Consider the following 18,798-nt stretch of genomic DNA (forward strand, 5'->3'; position numbering starts at 1 on the left):
TCGGCAAGTCTTTCGAGGAGAATATCATGTCCAGTGCAACCGTCGAAAAATGGGGCGTCTTCGAGGCCGCTTTCAACGGTCCTTCGGGCGGCAATCCCTATCTCGACGCAGCATTCGATGCCGTGTTCAGCCAGAACAGCCGCGAAATCCGCGTGCCCGGTTTCTATGACGGCGACGGCGTCTATCGCCTCCGCTTCATGCCCGACAATGAAGGTGAATGGTCCTTCAGGACGCGTTCGAAGACCCCGGAACTCGACGGCAAGACCGGCTCGCTGACCGCCACCAAACCCTCGCAGGGCAATCACGGCCCCGTGCGCGTGCGCAACAAGTTTCATTTCGCCTATGCCGACGGCAAGCCGTTCCTTTCGTTCGGGACGACCTGCTATGCCTGGACACATCAGCCGCTGGAGATGCAGGCGCAGACACTCGATACCCTGAAGAAGGCGCGCTTCAACAAGATCCGCATGGGCGTGTTTCCAAAGGACTATCCCTATAATGTCAACGAACCTCTCCATCCCTGCTTCGAAAAGGCTGCCGATGGCAAAGAGGATTTCGATCGGCCCAACCCGGTCGCCTTCCGGCATTTTGAAAAGCAGGTGGCGGCACTTTGCGAACTCGGCATCGAGGCCGACATCATCATGTTTCACCCCTACGATCGCTGGGGTTATGCCGACATGTCGGCCGAACAGGATTTCCGCTATGTCGCCTATCTCGCGGCGCGGCTTGCCGCCTATCGGAACGTCTGGTGGGCGCTCGCCAACGAATATGACTTCCTTCTCGACACCAAGCCGATGGCGCAGTGGGATCGTTATTTCCATATTCTCGAAGAGAACGACCCCTACGGCCATCTGAAGTCCATCCATAATGGCGAACCGACGATGAACTTCGATCATCGCAAGCCCTGGGTGACCCACACCTGCATCCAGAACTGGGATGTGAAGCGCACGCAGGAATGGCGCGACGCCTACGGCAAGCCGGTCGTCAATGACGAGCCTGAATATGAAGGCAACATCATCCAATCCTGGGGCAATCTGACGCCGCAGGAACTGGTGCATCGTTTCTGGATCACGGTGACGCGCGGCGGCTATGCCGGCCACGGCGAAACCTACTCCCATCCGCAAGACCTCATCTGGTGGGCGAAAGGCGGGGAACTGCATGGCGAGGCGTGGAAACGCATCGGCTTCCTGCGCGACCTGCTGGAGAAAGATGTGGTCAAGGGGCTAGAGCCGCTCGGCGCAAGTGGTGAATGGCCCTGGACGCGCGTCTCGGGCGCCCAAGATGGCGATCTCCGTTATATCTATCTTGGCGAGCACCAGCCCGTCGTCTGGTCCACCGGCCTGCCCAAAGACGGCACTGACTACGATGTCGACATCATCGACACCTGGGAGATGACGATCACCCCCGCAAAGAAAGTGGAAGCCCCGATCCCGCACCCCACCCGGCACGGCGCAATCGTGCGCGGCGGCAAGGCGGATGCAGCCTTTGGCGTCGAACTGCCGGGTAAGCCGTACCAGGCCCTTCGCATCCGCAAGAAGAACTGATCGGGTCTACAGGAGGAATTTCATGTCCGGATTGAGCATCAAAAGCGTCAGGAAATCCTACGGAGCGGCGGATATCATCCATGGAGTCGATGTCGATATATCGGACGGCGAATTCGTCATTCTCGTCGGGCCATCGGGCTGCGGCAAGTCGACCCTTCTCCGGATGATTGCGGGGCTGGAGGAAATCACCGGCGGCGAAATCTCGATCGGCGGCCGCGTGGTCAACAACCTGCCGCCGAAGGATCGCGACATCGCGATGGTCTTCCAAAACTATGCGCTTTATCCGCAGATGACGGTCGCCCAAAACATGGGCTTTGCGCTGGAATTGGCCGGCGCTAAGCGGACGGAGATCGACCGAAAAGTCGGTGAGGCGGCACAGATCCTCGGGCTTCAGCCCCTGCTTGGCCGCAAGCCCGCGCAACTTTCCGGCGGCCAGCGCCAGCGCGTCGCCATGGGACGCGCCATCGTACGCGATCCGAAAGTGTTCCTCTTTGACGAACCGCTATCCAACCTCGATGCCAAATTGCGCGTCAAGATGCGGGCCGAAATCAAGGCGTTGCATCAGCGGCTGAAGACGACGATCGTCTATGTCACGCACGACCAGATCGAAGCGATGACGATGGCCGACAAGATCGTCGTGCTGCAGGGCGGGAAAGTCGAGCAGATCGGAACGCCGCTCGAGCTTTACGATCGGCCAAGGAATGTCTTCGTCGCGGGCTTCCTTGGATCCCCCGCAATGAATTTCCTGGAAGGCAGGTTGACGGGCGGCTCGAATCCGAGGCTCACACTCCCGAGCGGCACCGCAATCGAGCTCCTGGCGGCTCCGGTCCAGGCCGGCGACCGCGATGTCATCGTCGGCATTCGCCCCGAAGACATATCCTTCGCAACGGATGGCGGAGTGCCGGCCAAGGTCACCGTCGTCGAGCCGACCGGCTCGGAAACCCATGTCGCCCTCGATCTGGAAGGGCGCGAACTGACATGGGTCATGCGCGAGCGCGCCGAATTGGTGCCGGACCAGACGGTGAAACTCTCCCTCAAATCGCCGAGCATCCACTTCTTCGACAGGCAGACCCAACAGCGCCTGTAGAAACTGGCGCTGTTATCGTGCCCGTCATCGCGTCGATCGCCGTTCGGCATCGCTCATGACCGTCAGGACACGTTTTACGAAGGCTGCGCCGTCAAACTGCTTCGGGGCGCCTTCAGCGGAATGATCCGGCCGCTCGAATATGAACGCCTCGACATTGACCACCGGCAGGCGCAGGCGGTTGCGCACCCGTCCGATCATAGCTGTATGCGTCACGACAACCTGGCAGCCCTTCGTTTCGAATTCCGCATCCATGCCGGAAGCCGGAACGGCGGCAACCGTCAGCCCGCGCGCGGACAGGACCGAGCCGATGCGCGTGGCGACCTGCTGATTGTCGAGGCAGATCAGCACATCTGCCTGACCATGCTGTGAAGGAGAATCCAAAAGCATCTCGTGACCTCTCATTCAAATTCGAGGCAAACATAGAGCTTTTCGATGTAAAGCAGTGTTGTATCTTGTTTCATTTTGTTGCAGCGGCGTGGCGCATCCTTTGATGCCCACGCCCAATGGGCTTGACCGCCGCAAACTAAAAGAATTTGCCGTAATACAATGCAACACATGCGGCCGGCGAAAGCTGGTTTCCTTGGCCTGCCTGATTCGAGCAGGGAGGCAGGATGTGAAACCAATCCGCAATGCCAGATGGAGCAATCCGGGACGAATTCTGAATGGATTGAGCGCCTTAAAATGCTTTCTCGGCAAGCAGCAACGTGTCTGCCTTTGCGCCGCCTGTCTGTGCTGCAATCTCATGTTCTGTACTATCGGGGCGAGCCCGCGCCAGTTCATCATATTCAACATTCTCGTGCTTCTGGCCTCCGGCGCCAAAACCCTGGAGGCTGCGCCGCTTGAGGCCGAGACCTGCTCCATCGCAACCGACAATCGATCTCGGCCTGCCCGCAACTGGAGACCTGTATTGAGCTTTTCAGCTCAACTAATAGTCGCCTGCTATGCGACAACGGTGCTTGTCGACAATCTTGCCGCAAGCCCGACAGTGCTCAGTACGATCCACTAAGGAAGCTGAATTCGTCTCCCAATGCCGCTTGAGGTCTTCGCCTGCTCCAGCCGCGGCGGATTGCCGCCAACGCGATTTGATGGGAGGAATTCGCCTTCCCGCTGCTTAGCATTGGCGAGATTCGAGGAGAGGATTTCACATGTATGTCGGTACGCAGTTTCAGGCTCGCGACGATGATGACTACCGGGTCATGGCACAGTTGGGCGTCAGGCACGTCAATGCCGATCCCGATGGCAATCCGCACGACTGGACGCTTGATATTCTCAAGGCCCATCGTGACCATATCGAGAGCTTCGGCCTCATTCTCGATATGATCCAGCTCCCTATGAGCTCGAACGTGATCGAACGGCAATACAGCCCGGACATTTTGACGGCCGGACCGAATCGCGATCGCCAAATCGATTCCATCTGCCGCCTGATCGAGAATGCCGCCGCAGTCGGCATTCCCTCGGTCAAATACAATCTCAATATCATCGGGATCCCTCGTACGGAGATGGAAACCGGCCGCGGCGGATCGAGAAACGAGGCCTTTCGCTGGGAAAGGGCCGATCACGATGCTCCGCCTTCGATCGCCGGCATCCTCAGCGAGGAGGAGAATTGGGAGCGCATCGATTATTTCCTGTCACGCGTCGTTCCGGTCGCCGAAGCCTGCAAAGTGCGTCTTGCCTGCCATCCGCACGATCCCTATACGCCGCCGGGCTATCGCGGGGTCACGCGCGTTCTCGGCAGCGTCGAAGGCCTGAAGAAGTTCGTCCAGATGCATGAGAGCCCCTACCATGGGCTGAATTTCTGCCAGGGCACGGTCGGCGAGATGCTCGACAATCCAGCCGAGGAAATCTTCGACGTCATCCGCTGGTTCGGAGAGCGGGGCAAGCTCTTCAACGTCCACTTCCGCAACATCCGCGGCCGCAAGCTCTCCTTCATGGAGACCTTTCCGGAGGAAGGCGACATGGATATGTGGCGCTCGCTGAAAACCTACGCCGAGGTCGGCTACCAATATATGATCATGCCGGATCATGTGCCGCGCCTCTCCGGGCGCGATCCGGAAAACACCGCCTTTGCTTTCACTTATGGCTACATTGCCGCCATGCTGCAGGTGCTGGAGAGCGATAAGCGGTAGCGGCCATGAGCCTCGTCGCCGTTAGGAGAGCCTTTCTGCACCCTTTTCCCATTGATGCCTTTCGCTCCTCCCCTAGATCTGGGGTAGGAGAGTTCCATGCGCATTGAACATGCCTTTCTATTCGATCTTGACGGCACGTTGGTGGACAGCGTCTATCAGCATGTGCTGGCGTGGAAAGAAGCCTTGGATGCCGAAGGTATCGAGCTCTCGATATGGCGCATCCATCGAAAAATCGGAATGAGCGGCGGCCTGTTCACCAACCAATTGCTTCGTGAAACCGGCATCGAGACAACCGACGAGAAAAATGAGCGGTTGCGGCAACTTCATGCCGATGCCTATCGCCGTCTCGGCACCCAGATACGGCCTCTTCCCGGCGCAAGCGAGCTTCTCCGCTGGCTTTCGGACGCCGGAATTCGTTTCGCGATCGCCACAAGCGGCCGCATGGAGACGGCAGCGGTCAATATTGCCGCATTGGGGATCGACTCGACGGCATTCCCGATCATCACCCGGGACAAGGTCAAATACGCCAAGCCCGACCCGGACCTGTTTATTGCCGCAGCAGAAGCCCTCGGGGTTGCGATAGAAAATTCTATTGTCGTAGGAGACGCCATCTGGGACATGCTTGCGGCGACGCGTTGCAAGGCGCTCGGGGTCGGGCTGCTGAGCGGCGGCTATGGCCGCGAAGAACTCAAGGATGCCGGGGCGATCCGCGTCTATGAAGATCCGGCCGACCTTCTCTATCACATCGATGAAGTGGGAGGGCGGCGCTGAGCGGGAAAACGCCGACGCGTCAGTTGCCCGCAGGCATATTGTAGGGCGTGATAATTTCCACCGCAGACAGCACAGCCGGCGCCACGCGCTCTTTCACCACACCGCTCATGATTGCTCGAAATGCCGAACGTGCATCTGTTCGCAGGTCGTGATGCAACACAAAACCAATCTTGCCTGCGGCAAGGAGTGCGCGATTGTCGGCATCGAGATCATGCGCGACAAAAATGCGGATGTCCCTCCCGGCCTCCTCGAAGGCGGCAAGCACCGCCCTGTTTCCGCCGCCAATGGAATAGACCGCATTGATCGTCGCATCCGCCGCGATGGCGCGGGCGGCGAGGATTCCCGTGGCAGCGTCGGCGCCGTGGCCTTCGCTGATTTCGGCAACGCCGATCTGCGGATAACGCTCGCGAAGGACGCGGCGAAAGCCGATTTCCCGCTCCTCCTCGCCGCGAAAGCGACCGCTCGACAACGTTACAAGCACCCGGGCGGCGGCCCCAGCGAAGTAATTCCCGACAAGATAGGCCGCCGTCTCGCCGGCGGCACGATTGTCGGCGCCTGCGTAAACCGCGCGCGAAGAATTTGGCAGGTCCGTCACCAGGGTAACGACGGTGATGCCGGCTTTGGCCGCACGCTCGACCGCAGCCGTAATCTCGGGAATATCGGGAGCTTTCAGCACGATCCCATGGGTACCTCTGAGCCGGATGCGATCGAGCAGGTGCACCATTTCAAGCGGCTTCATGACTTCCGCAAAATGAAAACGGCAGCGGAAGACCGTCGGCAAAAAGGTCGCAACCTCGGCTTCGAAGGCAGCGCGCACGGCATCGGAAAAACGCGCCGGCGTCTCCATCACGATGTCGATTGCCAGCGTCCGCCCGCTCACTGCAACCCCCGCCTGCTGCTTTTCCAACTCGGCGATCGCCGCCTTCACCCGCATCTCTGACTGCTGGCGCACGCCTGCCCGCCCGTTCAGCACCCGGTCGACGGTCGCAGTGCTGAGGCCGGCTTGAAAAGCGATGTCCTTGACGAGAAATGGATGTGACATGCGGCTCGTTCTGATGGTTTTTTGATGGATTTGTGATCTATAACACACCGGCATGTGCCGTATAGTGCCTCCATCAGGGATGGAGGAACATCTGATGAAAACCGACAATCTTCAGAAGCAGCGCGCCGACCGCGTCTGGCTGACCGAGGACGCCTGTGACCTCGACGATTTTCGCACTCTGGTTGAGAAGACCACCTCGCTTTCAGACTATCCGACCGCCGATCACGTCGAGAAAAACGTCCTGATCTACGACAGCCGCAAGGTTCTGGCTGACATTGCCGATCCTCAAGGCCGTCGCGCCGTGCTCACTGAAATCTGCGAGGCCTTCGGCGAAGGTCCAGGCGTTGTCGTCTTCAAGCGCGCTTATGAGGATCTCTCCGTCATCGATCGCGCCAGCACGATTTTCGACGACATCATCAAGGAACAGCATCGCACGGCCACCGGCGGCGGAGACCACTTCGCCAAGCCCGGCGCCAATGACCGCATCTGGAATTCGCTGGAAAAACATTGCCTCGCCGATCCCGCCAACTTCGCGGAATATTACGGCAATGCCATTGTCGCCATCGCCAGCGCAGCTTGGCTCGGACCAAACTACCAGATGACGGCGCAGGTCAATCGCGTCAATCCCGGCGGCGCGGCGCAGTCCGCTCACCGCGATTACCACCTCGGTTTCCAGACATCGAAGGTGATCGAGCAGTTTCCGGCCCATGTGCACAGGCTCTCACCTGTTCTGACCTTGCAGGGCGCGGTTGCCCATTGCGATATGCCGCTCGAAAGCGGACCGACGCTTTTCCTGCCGCACAGCCAGACCTATGTGCCCGGCTATCTCGCGCTGAAGCGCCAGGAGTTCCGTGACTATTTCGATCGCAACCATGTTCAGCTTCCGCTCGAAAAAGGCGATGTCGTCTTCTTCAACCCTGCCCTCTTCCACGCGGCCGGCAACAACCGCTCGGCCGATATCAAGCGCGTGGCTAACCTTTTGCAGGTTTCCTCTGCCTTCGGCCGCGCCATGGAAACGGTCAATCGCGAACGCATGAGCGCACGCCTGTTTCCGGCGCTGAAGGAACTGAAATCAGCAGGCAAGCTCTCCGCGGCGGAAGTGTCGAACGCCATTGCCGCCTGTGCCGAAGGCTATTCCTTCCCAACCAATCTCGACCGCGACCCGCCCATCGGCGGCCTCGCGCCAAAGACGCAGGCGCAACTGATGCACGAGGCGCTGGAGGAAAACTGGAGTGACGCGACTTTCAGCAAGGCGCTTGCCGAACAGGCGGACAAGAAGCTGACCTGACAGGACCGAAGACGCGTCCAACAAGATGAGGCCTCTCGCATCCGCGAGGGCTTTCCGCATATCGTAATAGACCATTTCCGGGAGGAACCACATGAGCACAGACCACAGCCGTCTCGACGGCAAGATCGCTATCGTCACCGGCGGCACACAGGGGCTCGGCGCCACCATCGCCCGTCTCTTTGCCGATCGCGGCGCCAAGGGCATCGTCATCTGCGGCCGCAACGAGGTGAAGGGCAAGGCCACGGCCGAGGAGATCTCGGCTGCAACAGGCGCAAAGGTCGTCTACGTGAAAGCCGATCTCGGCAATGTCGACGAGGCACGCAATGTCGTGCATGTCTGCGACCAGACCTTCGGTCGTGTCGATGCGCTGGTCAACGCCGCCGCCATCACCGATCGCGGCACCATTCTGGACACCAGTCCCGAGCTTTTCGATGCCATGTTCGCCGTTAATGTCCGGGCGCCGTTCTTCCTGATGCAGGAAACTGTCAAAGTCATGAGGCGCGAGAAGATCGAAGGCACGATCGTCAATATCGGCTCGATGTCCGCCAAGGCCGGCCAGCCCTTCATCGTCGCCTATTGCGCCTCTAAGGGCGCGCTGGAAACCTTGACGAAAAACACCGCCTACGCACTGCTGCGCAACCGTATCCGCGTCAACGGCCTCAACATCGGCTGGATGGCCTCTGAAGGCGAAGACCGGATCCAGAAGGAATATCACGATGCGCCCGACGACTGGCTGGAAAAGGCAGCGGCGAGCCAGCCCTTCGGCCGTCTGGTCGACCCACAAGAGGTGGCCCGCGCCTGCGCCTACCTTTCGTCGGCCGAATCCGGTCTCATGACCGGCTCGGTTATTTGTTTCGATCAATCGGTCTGGGGCGCTTACGACGGATCGCCGCATCCGGTAGCGGCCCTCTGAAAAGGGCTCAAACGATCGGCGCGCAGGAATGCGCGCCGTGCCGCGGCGACCGCCCATCAGATCCTTTCCGTCCGTCACCTGTAAGGATGATATGGGCCACGACAAGGCTTTAGGGTAAACTAATATACACGGGGAGATTCCAGCGGGGGCGCAGAATGGCCATCTTCATGGACCGGCATGATCTTGCGGGGGTCACAGCAGCCGATATTGCCGAAGCACATCGTAAGGACCTCGACATTCAAGATCAGTATGGGGTCAAGTTCCTCACCTACTGGTTCGACGAGCGGCGCGGAACTGCATTTTGCCTGATGGACGCGCCCGATATGGAAACGGCTCAATGCGTGCACCGCGAGGCACATGGCTTTATCGCCGCAGAAGTTGTCGAAGTCGCGCTGTCGGCGGTCGAGGCATTTCTCGGCCGAATTCACGATCCCGAGCCGGCGTCAGGACAGTCCTCGGTCGCAATGGATGCCGCCCATAGGGCAATTCTCTTCACCGATATCGTCGGCTCGACCGAAATGACGTCGCGTCTCGGCGACCGCATGGCGACCGAGTTGGTGAGGGCTCATGACGCCATTGTTCGCAGATGCCTTGCCCGTTCTTCAGGCCGCGAGGTGAAACATACCGGCGATGGCATCATGGCGACGTTCGTCTCAACGACCGCAGCCGTCGATTGCGCAATAGCGATCCAGCAGGAATTCGAGCTTTACAATCAGGGCAACCTTGAGCCGCTTCATATACGCATCGGATTGGATTGCGGCGAGCCCGTCGAGGACAGCAATGACTTGTTCGGCTCGACCGTTCAACTTGCTGCGCGATTGTGCGCCTCGGCCTCTGCAGACCAGATCCTCGTGTCGGAAAGCATTTTTCGGGAGTACGGCACCGCCGATTTCTTCGCACATGCGGCCCACCGGCGGCTGAAGGGTTTTTTGAAGCCTGTCCTGGTCTTCCAATGTGACTGGTGCAAAGCCGCCCTCCAATGAACGAATTCTCGCGACCGTGCGGGACCCTCGGTATAGAGCATTTTTTCGCCTTTGAGTGGCGCTTTCCTTACCGCAGCAAGGAATTCGGTAACTGCTTAGAGACGCGGGAAAATCCGGCGCGACGATCTGAAGAGGCATCATGCTGCTTCAAGGGAGAACATGTCGGCGAGCCAATCTGGCGGCATAAAAAAGGGAACAAAGCGGCGGCGGCGAAAGTTGTCATGTCGAACTCTCATGTCGAACCAACGTGAGCAGCGGCGATGACATCAACTGCGAACGAGGGGTTGCCGAGCACTCCACCCCAGATTTACTACGTCAATCCCCTGCTTCTCAGAGGGATCGATGCCTGGCGCGAAGTCTTCAACCACGCAAAGAACATCGGCTTCGATACAGTTCTGACCGCACCTCTTTTCGAGCGGGGCGGCGACAGCGTGTTCGCGCCACGGAATTTCGAAAATCTCGATCCCGAATTCTCGCTTGGAACATCTCTCGTCGATGGTTTGAGAGCTTTGACGCTGGCGGCCAGAGAGCGCGGCATGGCGCTCATGATGGACCTCGTGCTCGACAGGAAGGCGCGCGACGCATCCGAGGATACGCTCCCGCTCGATCCGAGGCTCTCGCCATTGGACGCGCACAGCTCGCTTGTCACCCTCGCCGCGGAAGATCAGCAATCGCAGCTATTGGCAGAGTGGACAAAACGGCTGCAGGCGCTGACCCAGCTTGGAATATCGGGTTATCGCTGCCTTGGCACCGATCGGGTGCCCCCGGAGCTATGGCGATCCTTGATCGCGGCGGTCCGGGAGAAGGCGCCGAATGTGCAATTCTTTGCCTGGACGCCCGGTACCGCCTTCGAGGCGCGAGCCGGATTGGGCGGTGCAGGCTTCAACGGCTGCTTTTCATCGATGGCCTGGTGGGACTTCGACGAAAGGTGGTTCATCGAGGAACACCGCGTCCAGCAGCCGCTTGGCTGGCAAATCGCTTTTCCGGAGCCACCCTTTGCCAAACGGATGGCCCACGGCACGGAAAGCCGGGAAATACGCGAGCGCCGGTCCATAAGGGCGTTGCGGCTTGCCACGTCATTGGGCGGCGGGCTCATGATTCCGATGGGATTCGAATATGGCGCCGCCCTGCCGCTCGATCCCACCCATGGAGACGGATCGGGATTGCGGGGTCTTCGCCATGACCTGACCTTCGATATCTCCTCCGAGGTTCGCGCTGCGAACACGCAAATCGGCACGAACGGCGCGAGATTCCATTCGTCGCTTTCTCTCATCCGCAGCGCAAAAAGCCCGGTATCGGCTCTCATTCATTCAAACGAAGAAGATCTGCGGAACGCCGATCGTATCCAGATCATCCTCCTCAACCGGGATCTTCGGCAAAGTGCGCCTGCGCCTTTGATGGCGCTGCGGGAAGCGGCGTCTGGCTTTCTCCCCTTCTCGAATGGGGTTGATGCGACCCTTCGCCTGCGCGCGGGAGAAATCATAGCGTTCGAAGCGACCGCATCGACGCCCATCACGATCGCCCCAACGCTCGACATTGCACGGGCAACCGCTTCGCCGCGCCTAGCAATCGAAAACATCATGCCGCGGGTCGATGATGGACGATTTCCAGTCAAGCGGGTTGTCGGTGACATCGTTTCCGTCGAAGCTGACATCTTCGCCGACGGACATGATCCGATCGCCGCGGCTCTGATGTGGCGCTCCACGGATGCGAGCGCATGGAGCGAGGCGGAAATGCGGCTGGTCGAGAACGATCGCTGGCGGGCCGAATTCCCGCTGGAACGGGTCGGTCGCTATGAATTCGCAGTCGAAGCCTGGAGGAGCCTGTTTGCGATCTTTCGCTATGAGCTGGTGAAGAAGAACGAGGCACGGCTCGATCTCAAGCTCGAGATTCAGGAAGGAATGAACCTCATTCGTGCAGCACTTGCGGAGGCGCAAGGCACCCTTCGAGCCGAGCTGCAGGCCCTGTTTCAGAAACTGGAATTCTCCTCCCAGGCGGAGCGGACCTCAATTCTGCTCAATGCGCATACGTCCGATCTGATGGCCCGAGCCGACAAGCGGCCATTCCGGGTTCGCTCGGAGGCTAGCGCAGTCGACGCCGAGCGGAAGTGCGCGGCATATGCAAGCTGGTACCAGATCTTCCCGCGGTCGCAGAGCGGCGATCCAGACAGGCATGGCACCTTCGACGACGTTATCGCCCGACTGCCGGCCATTCGCGACATGGGCTTTGATGTGCTCTATTTTCCGCCGATCCATCCGATCGGTTCGACCAACCGGAAAGGCCGAAACAACAGCCTGCAGGCGACCCCCGACGACCCTGGAAGCCCCTATGCCATCGGCTCTGCCGATGGCGGCCATGATTCCATCCATCCGGAACTCGGCACTTTCGAGGATTTTCGTCGCCTGATCAAAGCGGCCGAGCATCACGGCCTTGAGATCGCGCTCGATCTCGCCATCCAGACATCGCCCGATCACCCGTGGCTGAAGCAGCATCCGGGTTGGTTTGACTGGCGGCCGGATGGAACGATCCGTTACGCCGAGAACCCGCCGAAAAAATACGAGGACATCGTCAACGTCGATTTTTACACGAAGGATTCGGTGCCCGGACTATGGCTCGAGCTGCTGCGGGTCGTCCAGTTATGGGTGGATCAGGGCGTAAAATTGTTTCGGGTCGACAATCCCCACACCAAGCCATTTCCTTTCTGGGAATGGCTGATTGACGATATCAGGGCGCGTCATCCGGATGTGGTTTTCCTCTCGGAAGCGTTCACCAAGCCCAAAGTCATGTACCGGCTCGCAAAGCTCGGCTTTTCCCAATCCTACACATACTTCACCTGGCGCAATTCCAAATGGGAACTCGAGCAATATATGCGGGAGCTCACCCAGACGACCGCGAAGGATTTTTTCCGCCCGCATTTCTTCGTCAACACGCATGATATCAATCCGGATTTTCTGCAGGATGCCCCTCGCCCGGCCTTCCTGATCCGCGCCGCGCTCGCGGCAACCCTTTCCGGTCTTTGGGGTGTCTATAACGGCTTTGAACTTTGCGAGGGACGGCCCGACGCCAAACGGAAGGAATATGCCGACAGCGAAAAATATGAGATCCGCGCCTGGGATCATAATCGGCCCGGAAACATCATCGCCGAAATCCGGATGCTCAACCGGATCAGAAGCGAAAACAGCGCATTGCATTCGCATCTGGGGTTAACGCTTCTCAACGCACCCAACGAAAATATTCTCTTTTTCGAAAAAGCGAACCCTGCCCGCGACAACGTCCTGCTCGTCGCCATCAGCCTTGATCCCGATCATCCGCAGGAGAGCGAGATCGACATACCGCTCTGGCACTGGTCACTCGGGGATGGCGGCACGTTGGACGCCGAGGATCTCATCGGCGGCGGTCGCTTCAGTTGGACCGGCAAACGGCAGAGGATCAGGCTTGATCCACAAAGCCTGCCCTTCGCGATCTGGCGCGTCCGGTCAAGGGAGGCATGAATGGATACGATGCAGCGCGACAGAGAACGCGATCCGCTCTGGTACAAGGATGCGATGATCTATCAGCTCCATATCAAATCGTTCTACGATGGCAATAATGATGGCGTCGGCGATTTTGCGGGGCTGCATCAAAAGCTCGACCATATCGCGGCGCTTGGAATCAACGCCATTTGGCTGCTGCCCTTCTTCCCCTCGCCGCGCCGCGACGACGGTTATGACATTGCCGATTATGGCAACGTCAGTCCGGATTACGGGACGATGGAGGATTTTCGCGCCTTCGTGGACGCCGCCCATCAGCGCAATATCCACGTCATCATCGAACTCGTGATCAATCACACCTCGGATCAGCACCCCTGGTTCCAGCGCGCCCGCCATGCGCCAGCAGGGTCGCCCGAACGGGATTTTTACCTTTGGTCGGATACCGATCAGAGGTTTTCAGAAACCCGCATCATTTTCGTCGATACCGAAAAATCCAACTGGACCTGGGATCCGGTCGCCGGCGCCTATTATTGGCATCGGTTCTACTCGCACCAGCCGGATCTGAACTTCGACAATCCCCTGGTGATGGAAGAATTGCTGAAAGTAATGCGCTTTTGGCTGGAAACGGGCATCGACGGTTTTCGCCTGGATGCGATCCCCTACCTCGTCGAGCGGGAAGGCACGATCAACGAGAACCTGCCCGAAACCCACGCGATCCTGAAGCGGATACGCGCGGCGTTGGATTCGACCCATCCCGGCGTGATGCTGCTGGCGGAGGCGAACCAATGGCCGGAAGATACGCGCGAATATTTCGGCGACGGCGACGAATGCCATATGGCGTTTCATTTCCCGCTGATGCCGCGCATGTACATGGCGATCGCCAAAGAAGACCGTTTTCCAATCACCGATATCCTGCGCCAGACGCCGGAAATTCCGGACATCTGCCAATGGGCAATATTCCTGCGCAATCACGATGAGCTGACGCTCGAAATGGTGACCGACGCCGAGCGCGATTATCTCTGGGAAACCTACGCCTCCGATAAGCGCGCGCGCATCAATCTCGGCATCCGCCGGCGCCTTGCGCCGCTGATGGAGCGCGACCGCCGCCGCATCGAACTCATGAACGCGCTTCTCCTATCCATGCCGGGAACGCCGGTGATTTATTACGGCGATGAAATCGGCATGGGCGATAATATCTATTTGGGCGACAGGGACGGCGTCAGAACCCCGATGCAGTGGTCTTTCGACCGCAACGCCGGCTTTTCCCGCGCGGACCCCGCGCGCCTCGTTTTGCCGCCGATTGCCGATCCACTCTATGGATTTGAAGCCGTCAACGTCGAGGCGCAAAGCACGGACGCCCATTCGCTCCTGAATTGGATGCGCAGGATGCTGGCGCTGCGCGGCAAACATCCTGCATTCGGACGCGGTTCGCTGCGGTTCCTCTCGCCGGACAACCGCAAGATCCTCGCTTATCTCCGCGAATATGAAGACGAAACCATTCTCTGCGTTGCCAATCTCTCCCGGCTGCCGCAGGCCGTGGAACTGGACCTGTCGCAGTTCGAGGCGCGTGTGCCGATAGAATTGACGGGCATGTCGCCATTTCCGCCCATTGGTCAATTGACCTACCTGTTGACACTACCGCCCTACGGCTTCTTCTGGTTCCAGTTGGTTGCCGATGCGGACGGACCGGCCTGGCGGACAGCCCCTCCCGAGCAGCTCCCCGACCTGTTGACGATGGTCATCCGCCGGAACCTGCTGGAATTGGTGGACGAGCCCAGACATTCAAACATCCTGAATTCCGAGATCCTGCCGGCCTATCTTGCCAAGCGCCGCTGGTTTGGGGCGAAAGACCAGACGCTGCAGGCGGCCCGGCTGATTTCTGCGACACCAATTCCGTTTACCGAAGGTGTCGTGCTTGGTGAATTGGAGGCGACGCTTCCGGATCATATGGAATCGTACCAGCTTCCGCTTGCCGTAGCGTGGGATGACACACAGCCCCCGATACTCGCCCAGCAGCTCGCGCTGGGCAGGCTCCGCCAGGGCCGGCGCGTCGGTTTCCTAACAGACGGATTTGCCGTGGATGCGATGGCGCGCGGGATCGTGCGCGGCCTTTGCGAACGGTCCCACACAACCGGCCGTACGGGAACCATAGAGTTCATCGGTACCGATCAGCTCGATCATCTTGAAATGACCGCTGACATGCCGATCCATTGGCTCTCGGCGGAGCAGTCGAATAGTTCGCTGATCATCGGCGACTTGGTCATCATCAAACTGATCCGGCATATCTTTCCCGGCATGCACCCGGAAGTCGAGATGACGCGCTTTCTGACCCGGGCCGGCTATGACCACACTGCCCCCTTCCTGGGCGAGGTTGCGCATACGGATTCCGGCGGACGCCGATCCACTCTCCTCATCGTCCAGGGCGCGATCCGAAACCAGGGCGACGCCTGGAACTGGATGCTGAGCAATCTTCGTCGCGCCGCCGACGAATTCGCCTTGAGCGATCCGGCCGCTCAGCCGCGCGACGATTTTTTCCAGTCGCTGACGAATTTCGTCGGCATGGTCGGTCAGCGGCTCGGCGAGTTGCATGTGGTTCTCGCCCAAAGTACCGAGGAGGAGGCTTTCAAACCGGTCACTGCGGCCGATACCGAGGTCGCATTGCTGAAGAAAGCAATCACCGGCGAAGTCTCCTATGCCCTATCGAAGCTTGCGGAAATGGATGAGACCGCCGATCCGGATATCGATGCGCTTGCTAAGCCGCTTCTGAAGCGCCAGGCATCGATTATCGACCTCGCCGATATGCTGGCCGAAAGCGTCCGCGGCACGCTCATGACACGCGTGCATGGCGATTTTCATCTCGGCCAGATCCTCGTCAGCGAAGGCGATGCAGTGATCATCGATTTCGAAGGCGAGCCCGCGAGGAACCTTGCCGAGCGCCGGGCCAAGACAAGTCCCTTGCGGGATGTGGCCGGACTGTTGCGGTCGCTGAGCTACCTCGCCGCGACCGCCGACCTCGACAACGATGCGGTCATCGAGCACGAGAACGAGCGTCGACGGAAGGCCATCGCGCGTTTCGCAGGGAATGCCGAACGGGCTTTTTTGACCGCCTATTTCGAAGCAATTTCTGCGTCGGCTGCACTGTCCATGCCGCCCCAACAGCGGCGTAGGATTCTCGACGCCTTTCTTCTGGAAAAGGCTGCTTATGAAGTCGCCTACGAGGCGCGGAACCGGCCGAAATGGCTGCCCATTCCGTTAGCAGGGCTTTCGGGCATCCTGTCCAATCTTATGGAGGCTCGCTAGTGGATATCGAACGCGCCGATCTTCTCGCCGACGTCTCACACGACGCAATTGCGGCACTGACGCAAGGACGCCATGGCGATCCGTTTGCCATCCTTGGAATCCATAAGCACGGCATATTCACGATCGTGCGGGTCTTCATGCCCGGCGCCGATGCGGTTGATATCATCGATACCGCGAGCGGCCATGTTCTGACGGCCTGCAAGCTTGTTCACCCCGCTGGATTATTTGCCGCCGCCATTGCTTCAAAAATGGACTATTGCCTTCGGATCAAGTGGCCGGACGCGGTTCAAACGACTGAGGATCCCTACAGCTTCGGGCCTCTGCTCGGCGAACTCGATCTCCATCTGATTTCCGAGGGAACCCATTACAATCTGAGCCGGACTCTCGGCGCCATCGCCATGGAGATCGACGGCATCGCCGGAGTTCGATTTGCGGTATGGGCACCGAATGCACGACGGGTCTCGGTTGTTGGAGATTTCAATTCCTGGGACGGCCGACGCAACCCCATGCGCCTGCGGGCGCCTGCGGGCGTTTGGGAAATCTTCATTCCCCGGCTGACGCCCGGCGAGCGCTATAAGTTCGAGATTATCGATGCAAACGGCACCTGCCTTCCGCAGAAAGCCGATCCGGTGGCGCGGGCGAGCGAAGCTGCTCCTTCCACAGCCTCCATCGTCGCCTCCTCAAGGCCGTTCCGCTGGAGCGATGACAAGTGGATCCATTCCCGGCAATCGCAAAATGGCCTGGAAAGCGCCATCTCGGTCTACGAAGTGCATGTGGGTTCCTGGCTTCGAAATCTTCAGGACGGCAACAGGTCTTTCGATTGGATCGAACTCAGCCAGCGGCTCGTCCCCTATGCGCATGACATGGGGTTTACCCACATAGAGTTGCTTCCCATCATGGAGTATCCGTTCGGCGGCTCCTGGGGCTACCAGCCTCTGGGCCTTTTCGCCCCGACAGGACGCTATGGAACACCGGAAGACTTCGCTTATTTTGTCGATCGGTGCCATGGAGCAGGCTTGGGCGTGATCCTGGATTGGGTGCCCGCGCACTTTCCGACCGATGTCTGGGGCCTCGCCCGCTTCGACGGCAGCGCCTTATACGAACACGAGGATCCACGGGAAGGTTTCCACGGCGATTGGAATACGCTGATTTACAATCTCGGCCGCAACGAGGTGAAAGGCTTCCTGATCGCCAGCGCCTTGGAGTGGTTGGAGCGCTACCACGTGGATGGCCTGAGGGTGGATGCGGTGGCTTCGATGCTCTACCGCGACTACAGCCGCAATGAAGGCGAATGGATACCCAATCAATATGGCGGACGGGAAAATCTGGAAGCCGTCGAATTCCTCAAGCACCTCAACAGCATCATTCATCAACGATGCCCCCACGCACTCATGATCGCCGAGGAATCCACGGCGTGGCCCGGGGTGACAAAGCCACCGGAGCAAGGCGGCCTGGGCTTTGACATCAAATGGAATATGGGCTGGATGCATGACAGCCTGACTTACATGTCGAAGGATCCCGTCTACCGCAGCCATCATCATGACATGATGACCTTCGGCATGATCTATGCCTATTCCGAACGCTTCATGCTGCCGCTATCCCACGATGAAGTGGTCCACGGAAAGGGCTCGCTTCTGACGAAAATGCCGGGCGATACCTGGCAGAAATTCGCCAATCTTCGGGCCTATCTCGCTTTCATGTGGGGCTATCCGGGCAAGAAGCTTCTTTTCATGGGCGGGGAAATCGCCCAGCCGGGCGAGTGGCAACACGATCAATCCGTGACCTGGGATGTCCTCGACCAGCCGCGACATGCCTGCTTGCAGCGTCTGGTAAGAGATCTGAATGGCCTTTATGGCAGGGAGGAAGCCCTGCAGTTCGGCGATCTTGATCCACAAGGATTCGAATGGGCGGTGGTCGACGACGCGGCCAATTCCGTTTTCGCGATGCTACGGTTTCCGAAAGACCGCTCCTATTCGATCCTTGTCGTGTCGAATTTTACGCCCGTTCCGCGCGACAACTATCGCATCGGCGTTCCGACCGAAGGGATATGGATCGAGGAGTTCAATAGCGATGCACATGAATATGGTGGCACCGGCTTGGTGAACGGCGCCGTGCCGGCGGCCCTGTCTTCGCTGAACGGGCGCCCCGCCTCGCTATCCCTTCGGCTGCCGCCACTCTCGACCATCTTCATCAAAAGCCCTCGATGATTGCGAGGGCGGCCACCGAGCCAGCCTCATGCTAGCTGACTGCGCAAAAATCTTGTTTGGTATTCCTCAG

General features: G+C 59.2%; 13 protein-coding genes. 11 read left to right on the forward strand and 2 right to left on the reverse strand.

Annotated features, from left to right (window positions below; translation table 11 throughout):
• The first annotated feature begins 26 nt into the window (after window positions 1–26).
• Window positions 27–1,541, forward strand: a complete 1,515-nt coding sequence (locus tag NXC24_RS31670) for a DUF5060 domain-containing protein (RefSeq protein WP_104827253.1) — start codon at window positions 27–29, stop codon at window positions 1,539–1,541.
• 22 nt (window positions 1,542–1,563) lie between these two features.
• On the forward strand, window positions 1,564–2,628 hold the full coding sequence (ugpC, locus tag NXC24_RS31675; protein ID WP_104827254.1) for a sn-glycerol-3-phosphate ABC transporter ATP-binding protein UgpC: 1,065 nt from the start codon (window positions 1,564–1,566) through the stop codon (window positions 2,626–2,628).
• Window positions 2,629–2,652: 24 nt separating this feature from the next.
• Here the strand turns inward: ugpC and NXC24_RS31680 are convergent, their stop codons facing one another.
• The gene (locus NXC24_RS31680) at window positions 2,653–3,015 is read right to left on the reverse strand and encodes a hypothetical protein (protein ID WP_104827255.1); all 363 of its coding nucleotides are present in this window, start codon (window positions 3,013–3,015) and stop codon (window positions 2,653–2,655) included.
• Window positions 3,016–3,241: 226 nt separating this feature from the next.
• Here NXC24_RS31680 and NXC24_RS31685 point away from each other — a divergent pair, with 226 nt between their 5' ends.
• The 3 genes from NXC24_RS31685 to NXC24_RS31695 all read left to right on the forward strand — a co-directional run bounded on the left by NXC24_RS31685 (window position 3,242) and on the right by NXC24_RS31695 (window position 5,525).
• Complete coding sequence (locus tag NXC24_RS31685; RefSeq protein ID WP_158704597.1) at window positions 3,242–3,634, forward strand: hypothetical protein; 393 nt, start codon at window positions 3,242–3,244, stop codon at window positions 3,632–3,634.
• A gap of 139 nt (window positions 3,635–3,773) precedes the next feature.
• Window positions 3,774–4,754, forward strand: coding sequence for a mannonate dehydratase (locus tag NXC24_RS31690; RefSeq protein WP_104827257.1), 981 nt, complete (start codon window positions 3,774–3,776; stop codon window positions 4,752–4,754).
• Window positions 4,755–4,850: 96 nt separating this feature from the next.
• Entirely contained in the window at window positions 4,851–5,525 is a 675-nt protein-coding gene (locus NXC24_RS31695) for an HAD family hydrolase (protein ID WP_104827258.1), read from the forward strand.
• A 19-nt stretch (window positions 5,526–5,544) separates the two neighbouring features.
• Here the strand turns inward: NXC24_RS31695 and NXC24_RS31700 are convergent, their stop codons facing one another.
• Entirely contained in the window at window positions 5,545–6,567 is a 1,023-nt protein-coding gene (locus NXC24_RS31700) for a LacI family DNA-binding transcriptional regulator (protein ID WP_104827259.1), read from the reverse strand.
• 94 nt (window positions 6,568–6,661) lie between these two features.
• Between NXC24_RS31700 and NXC24_RS31705 the strand changes: the two genes are divergently transcribed.
• The 6 genes from NXC24_RS31705 to glgB all read left to right on the forward strand — a co-directional run bounded on the left by NXC24_RS31705 (window position 6,662) and on the right by glgB (window position 18,728).
• On the forward strand, window positions 6,662–7,855 hold the full coding sequence (locus tag NXC24_RS31705; RefSeq protein WP_104827260.1) for a phytanoyl-CoA dioxygenase family protein: 1,194 nt from the start codon (window positions 6,662–6,664) through the stop codon (window positions 7,853–7,855).
• Between the two features lie 91 nt (window positions 7,856–7,946).
• Window positions 7,947–8,768 carry an SDR family oxidoreductase gene (locus NXC24_RS31710; RefSeq protein WP_104827261.1) on the forward strand — a complete coding sequence of 274 codons (822 nt, stop codon included), beginning with the start codon at window positions 7,947–7,949 and terminating at the stop codon, window positions 8,766–8,768.
• Between the two features lie 155 nt (window positions 8,769–8,923).
• Entirely contained in the window at window positions 8,924–9,751 is an 828-nt protein-coding gene (locus tag NXC24_RS31715) for a nickel-binding protein (protein WP_104827262.1), read from the forward strand.
• Window positions 9,752–10,011: 260 nt separating this feature from the next.
• Window positions 10,012–13,242, forward strand: a complete 3,231-nt coding sequence (locus tag NXC24_RS31720; protein WP_104827263.1) for a maltotransferase domain-containing protein — start codon at window positions 10,012–10,014, stop codon at window positions 13,240–13,242.
• On the forward strand, window positions 13,243–16,521 hold the full coding sequence (gene treS, locus NXC24_RS31725) for a maltose alpha-D-glucosyltransferase (RefSeq protein WP_104827264.1): 3,279 nt from the start codon (window positions 13,243–13,245) through the stop codon (window positions 16,519–16,521). It begins immediately after the preceding gene.
• Window positions 16,521–18,728, forward strand: coding sequence for a 1,4-alpha-glucan branching protein GlgB (glgB, locus tag NXC24_RS31730; RefSeq protein WP_104827265.1), 2,208 nt, complete (start codon window positions 16,521–16,523; stop codon window positions 18,726–18,728). Before treS ends, glgB begins: the two co-directional genes overlap by 1 nt.
• Window positions 18,729–18,798 lie beyond the last annotated feature (70 nt).

The sequence above is a fragment of the Rhizobium sp. NXC24 genome (assembly GCF_002944315.1).
In the GTDB taxonomy this organism is placed as follows: Bacteria; Pseudomonadota; Alphaproteobacteria; order Rhizobiales; family Rhizobiaceae; genus Rhizobium.

Bases quoted from the DNA above. Each gene is read 5' to 3' on its own strand.
- NXC24_RS31720 (WP_104827263.1), top strand. From the start codon at position 10,012: ATGACATCAACTGCGAACGAGGGGTTGCCGAGCACTCCACCCCAGATT.
- ugpC (WP_104827254.1), top strand. From the start codon at position 1,564: ATGTCCGGATTGAGCATCAAAAGCGTCAGGAAATCCTACGGAGCGGCG.
- treS (WP_104827264.1), top strand. From the start codon at position 13,243: ATGGATACGATGCAGCGCGACAGAGAACGCGATCCGCTCTGGTACAAG.
- NXC24_RS31680 (WP_104827255.1), bottom strand. From the start codon at position 3,015: ATGCTTTTGGATTCTCCTTCACAGCATGGTCAGGCAGATGTGCTGATC.
- NXC24_RS31670 (WP_104827253.1), top strand. From the start codon at position 27: ATGTCCAGTGCAACCGTCGAAAAATGGGGCGTCTTCGAGGCCGCTTTC.
- NXC24_RS31690 (WP_104827257.1), top strand. From the start codon at position 3,774: ATGTATGTCGGTACGCAGTTTCAGGCTCGCGACGATGATGACTACCGG.
- NXC24_RS31715 (WP_104827262.1), top strand. From the start codon at position 8,924: ATGGCCATCTTCATGGACCGGCATGATCTTGCGGGGGTCACAGCAGCC.
- NXC24_RS31695 (WP_104827258.1), top strand. From the start codon at position 4,851: ATGCGCATTGAACATGCCTTTCTATTCGATCTTGACGGCACGTTGGTG.
- NXC24_RS31705 (WP_104827260.1), top strand. From the start codon at position 6,662: ATGAAAACCGACAATCTTCAGAAGCAGCGCGCCGACCGCGTCTGGCTG.
- NXC24_RS31700 (WP_104827259.1), bottom strand. From the start codon at position 6,567: ATGTCACATCCATTTCTCGTCAAGGACATCGCTTTTCAAGCCGGCCTC.
- NXC24_RS31710 (WP_104827261.1), top strand. From the start codon at position 7,947: ATGAGCACAGACCACAGCCGTCTCGACGGCAAGATCGCTATCGTCACC.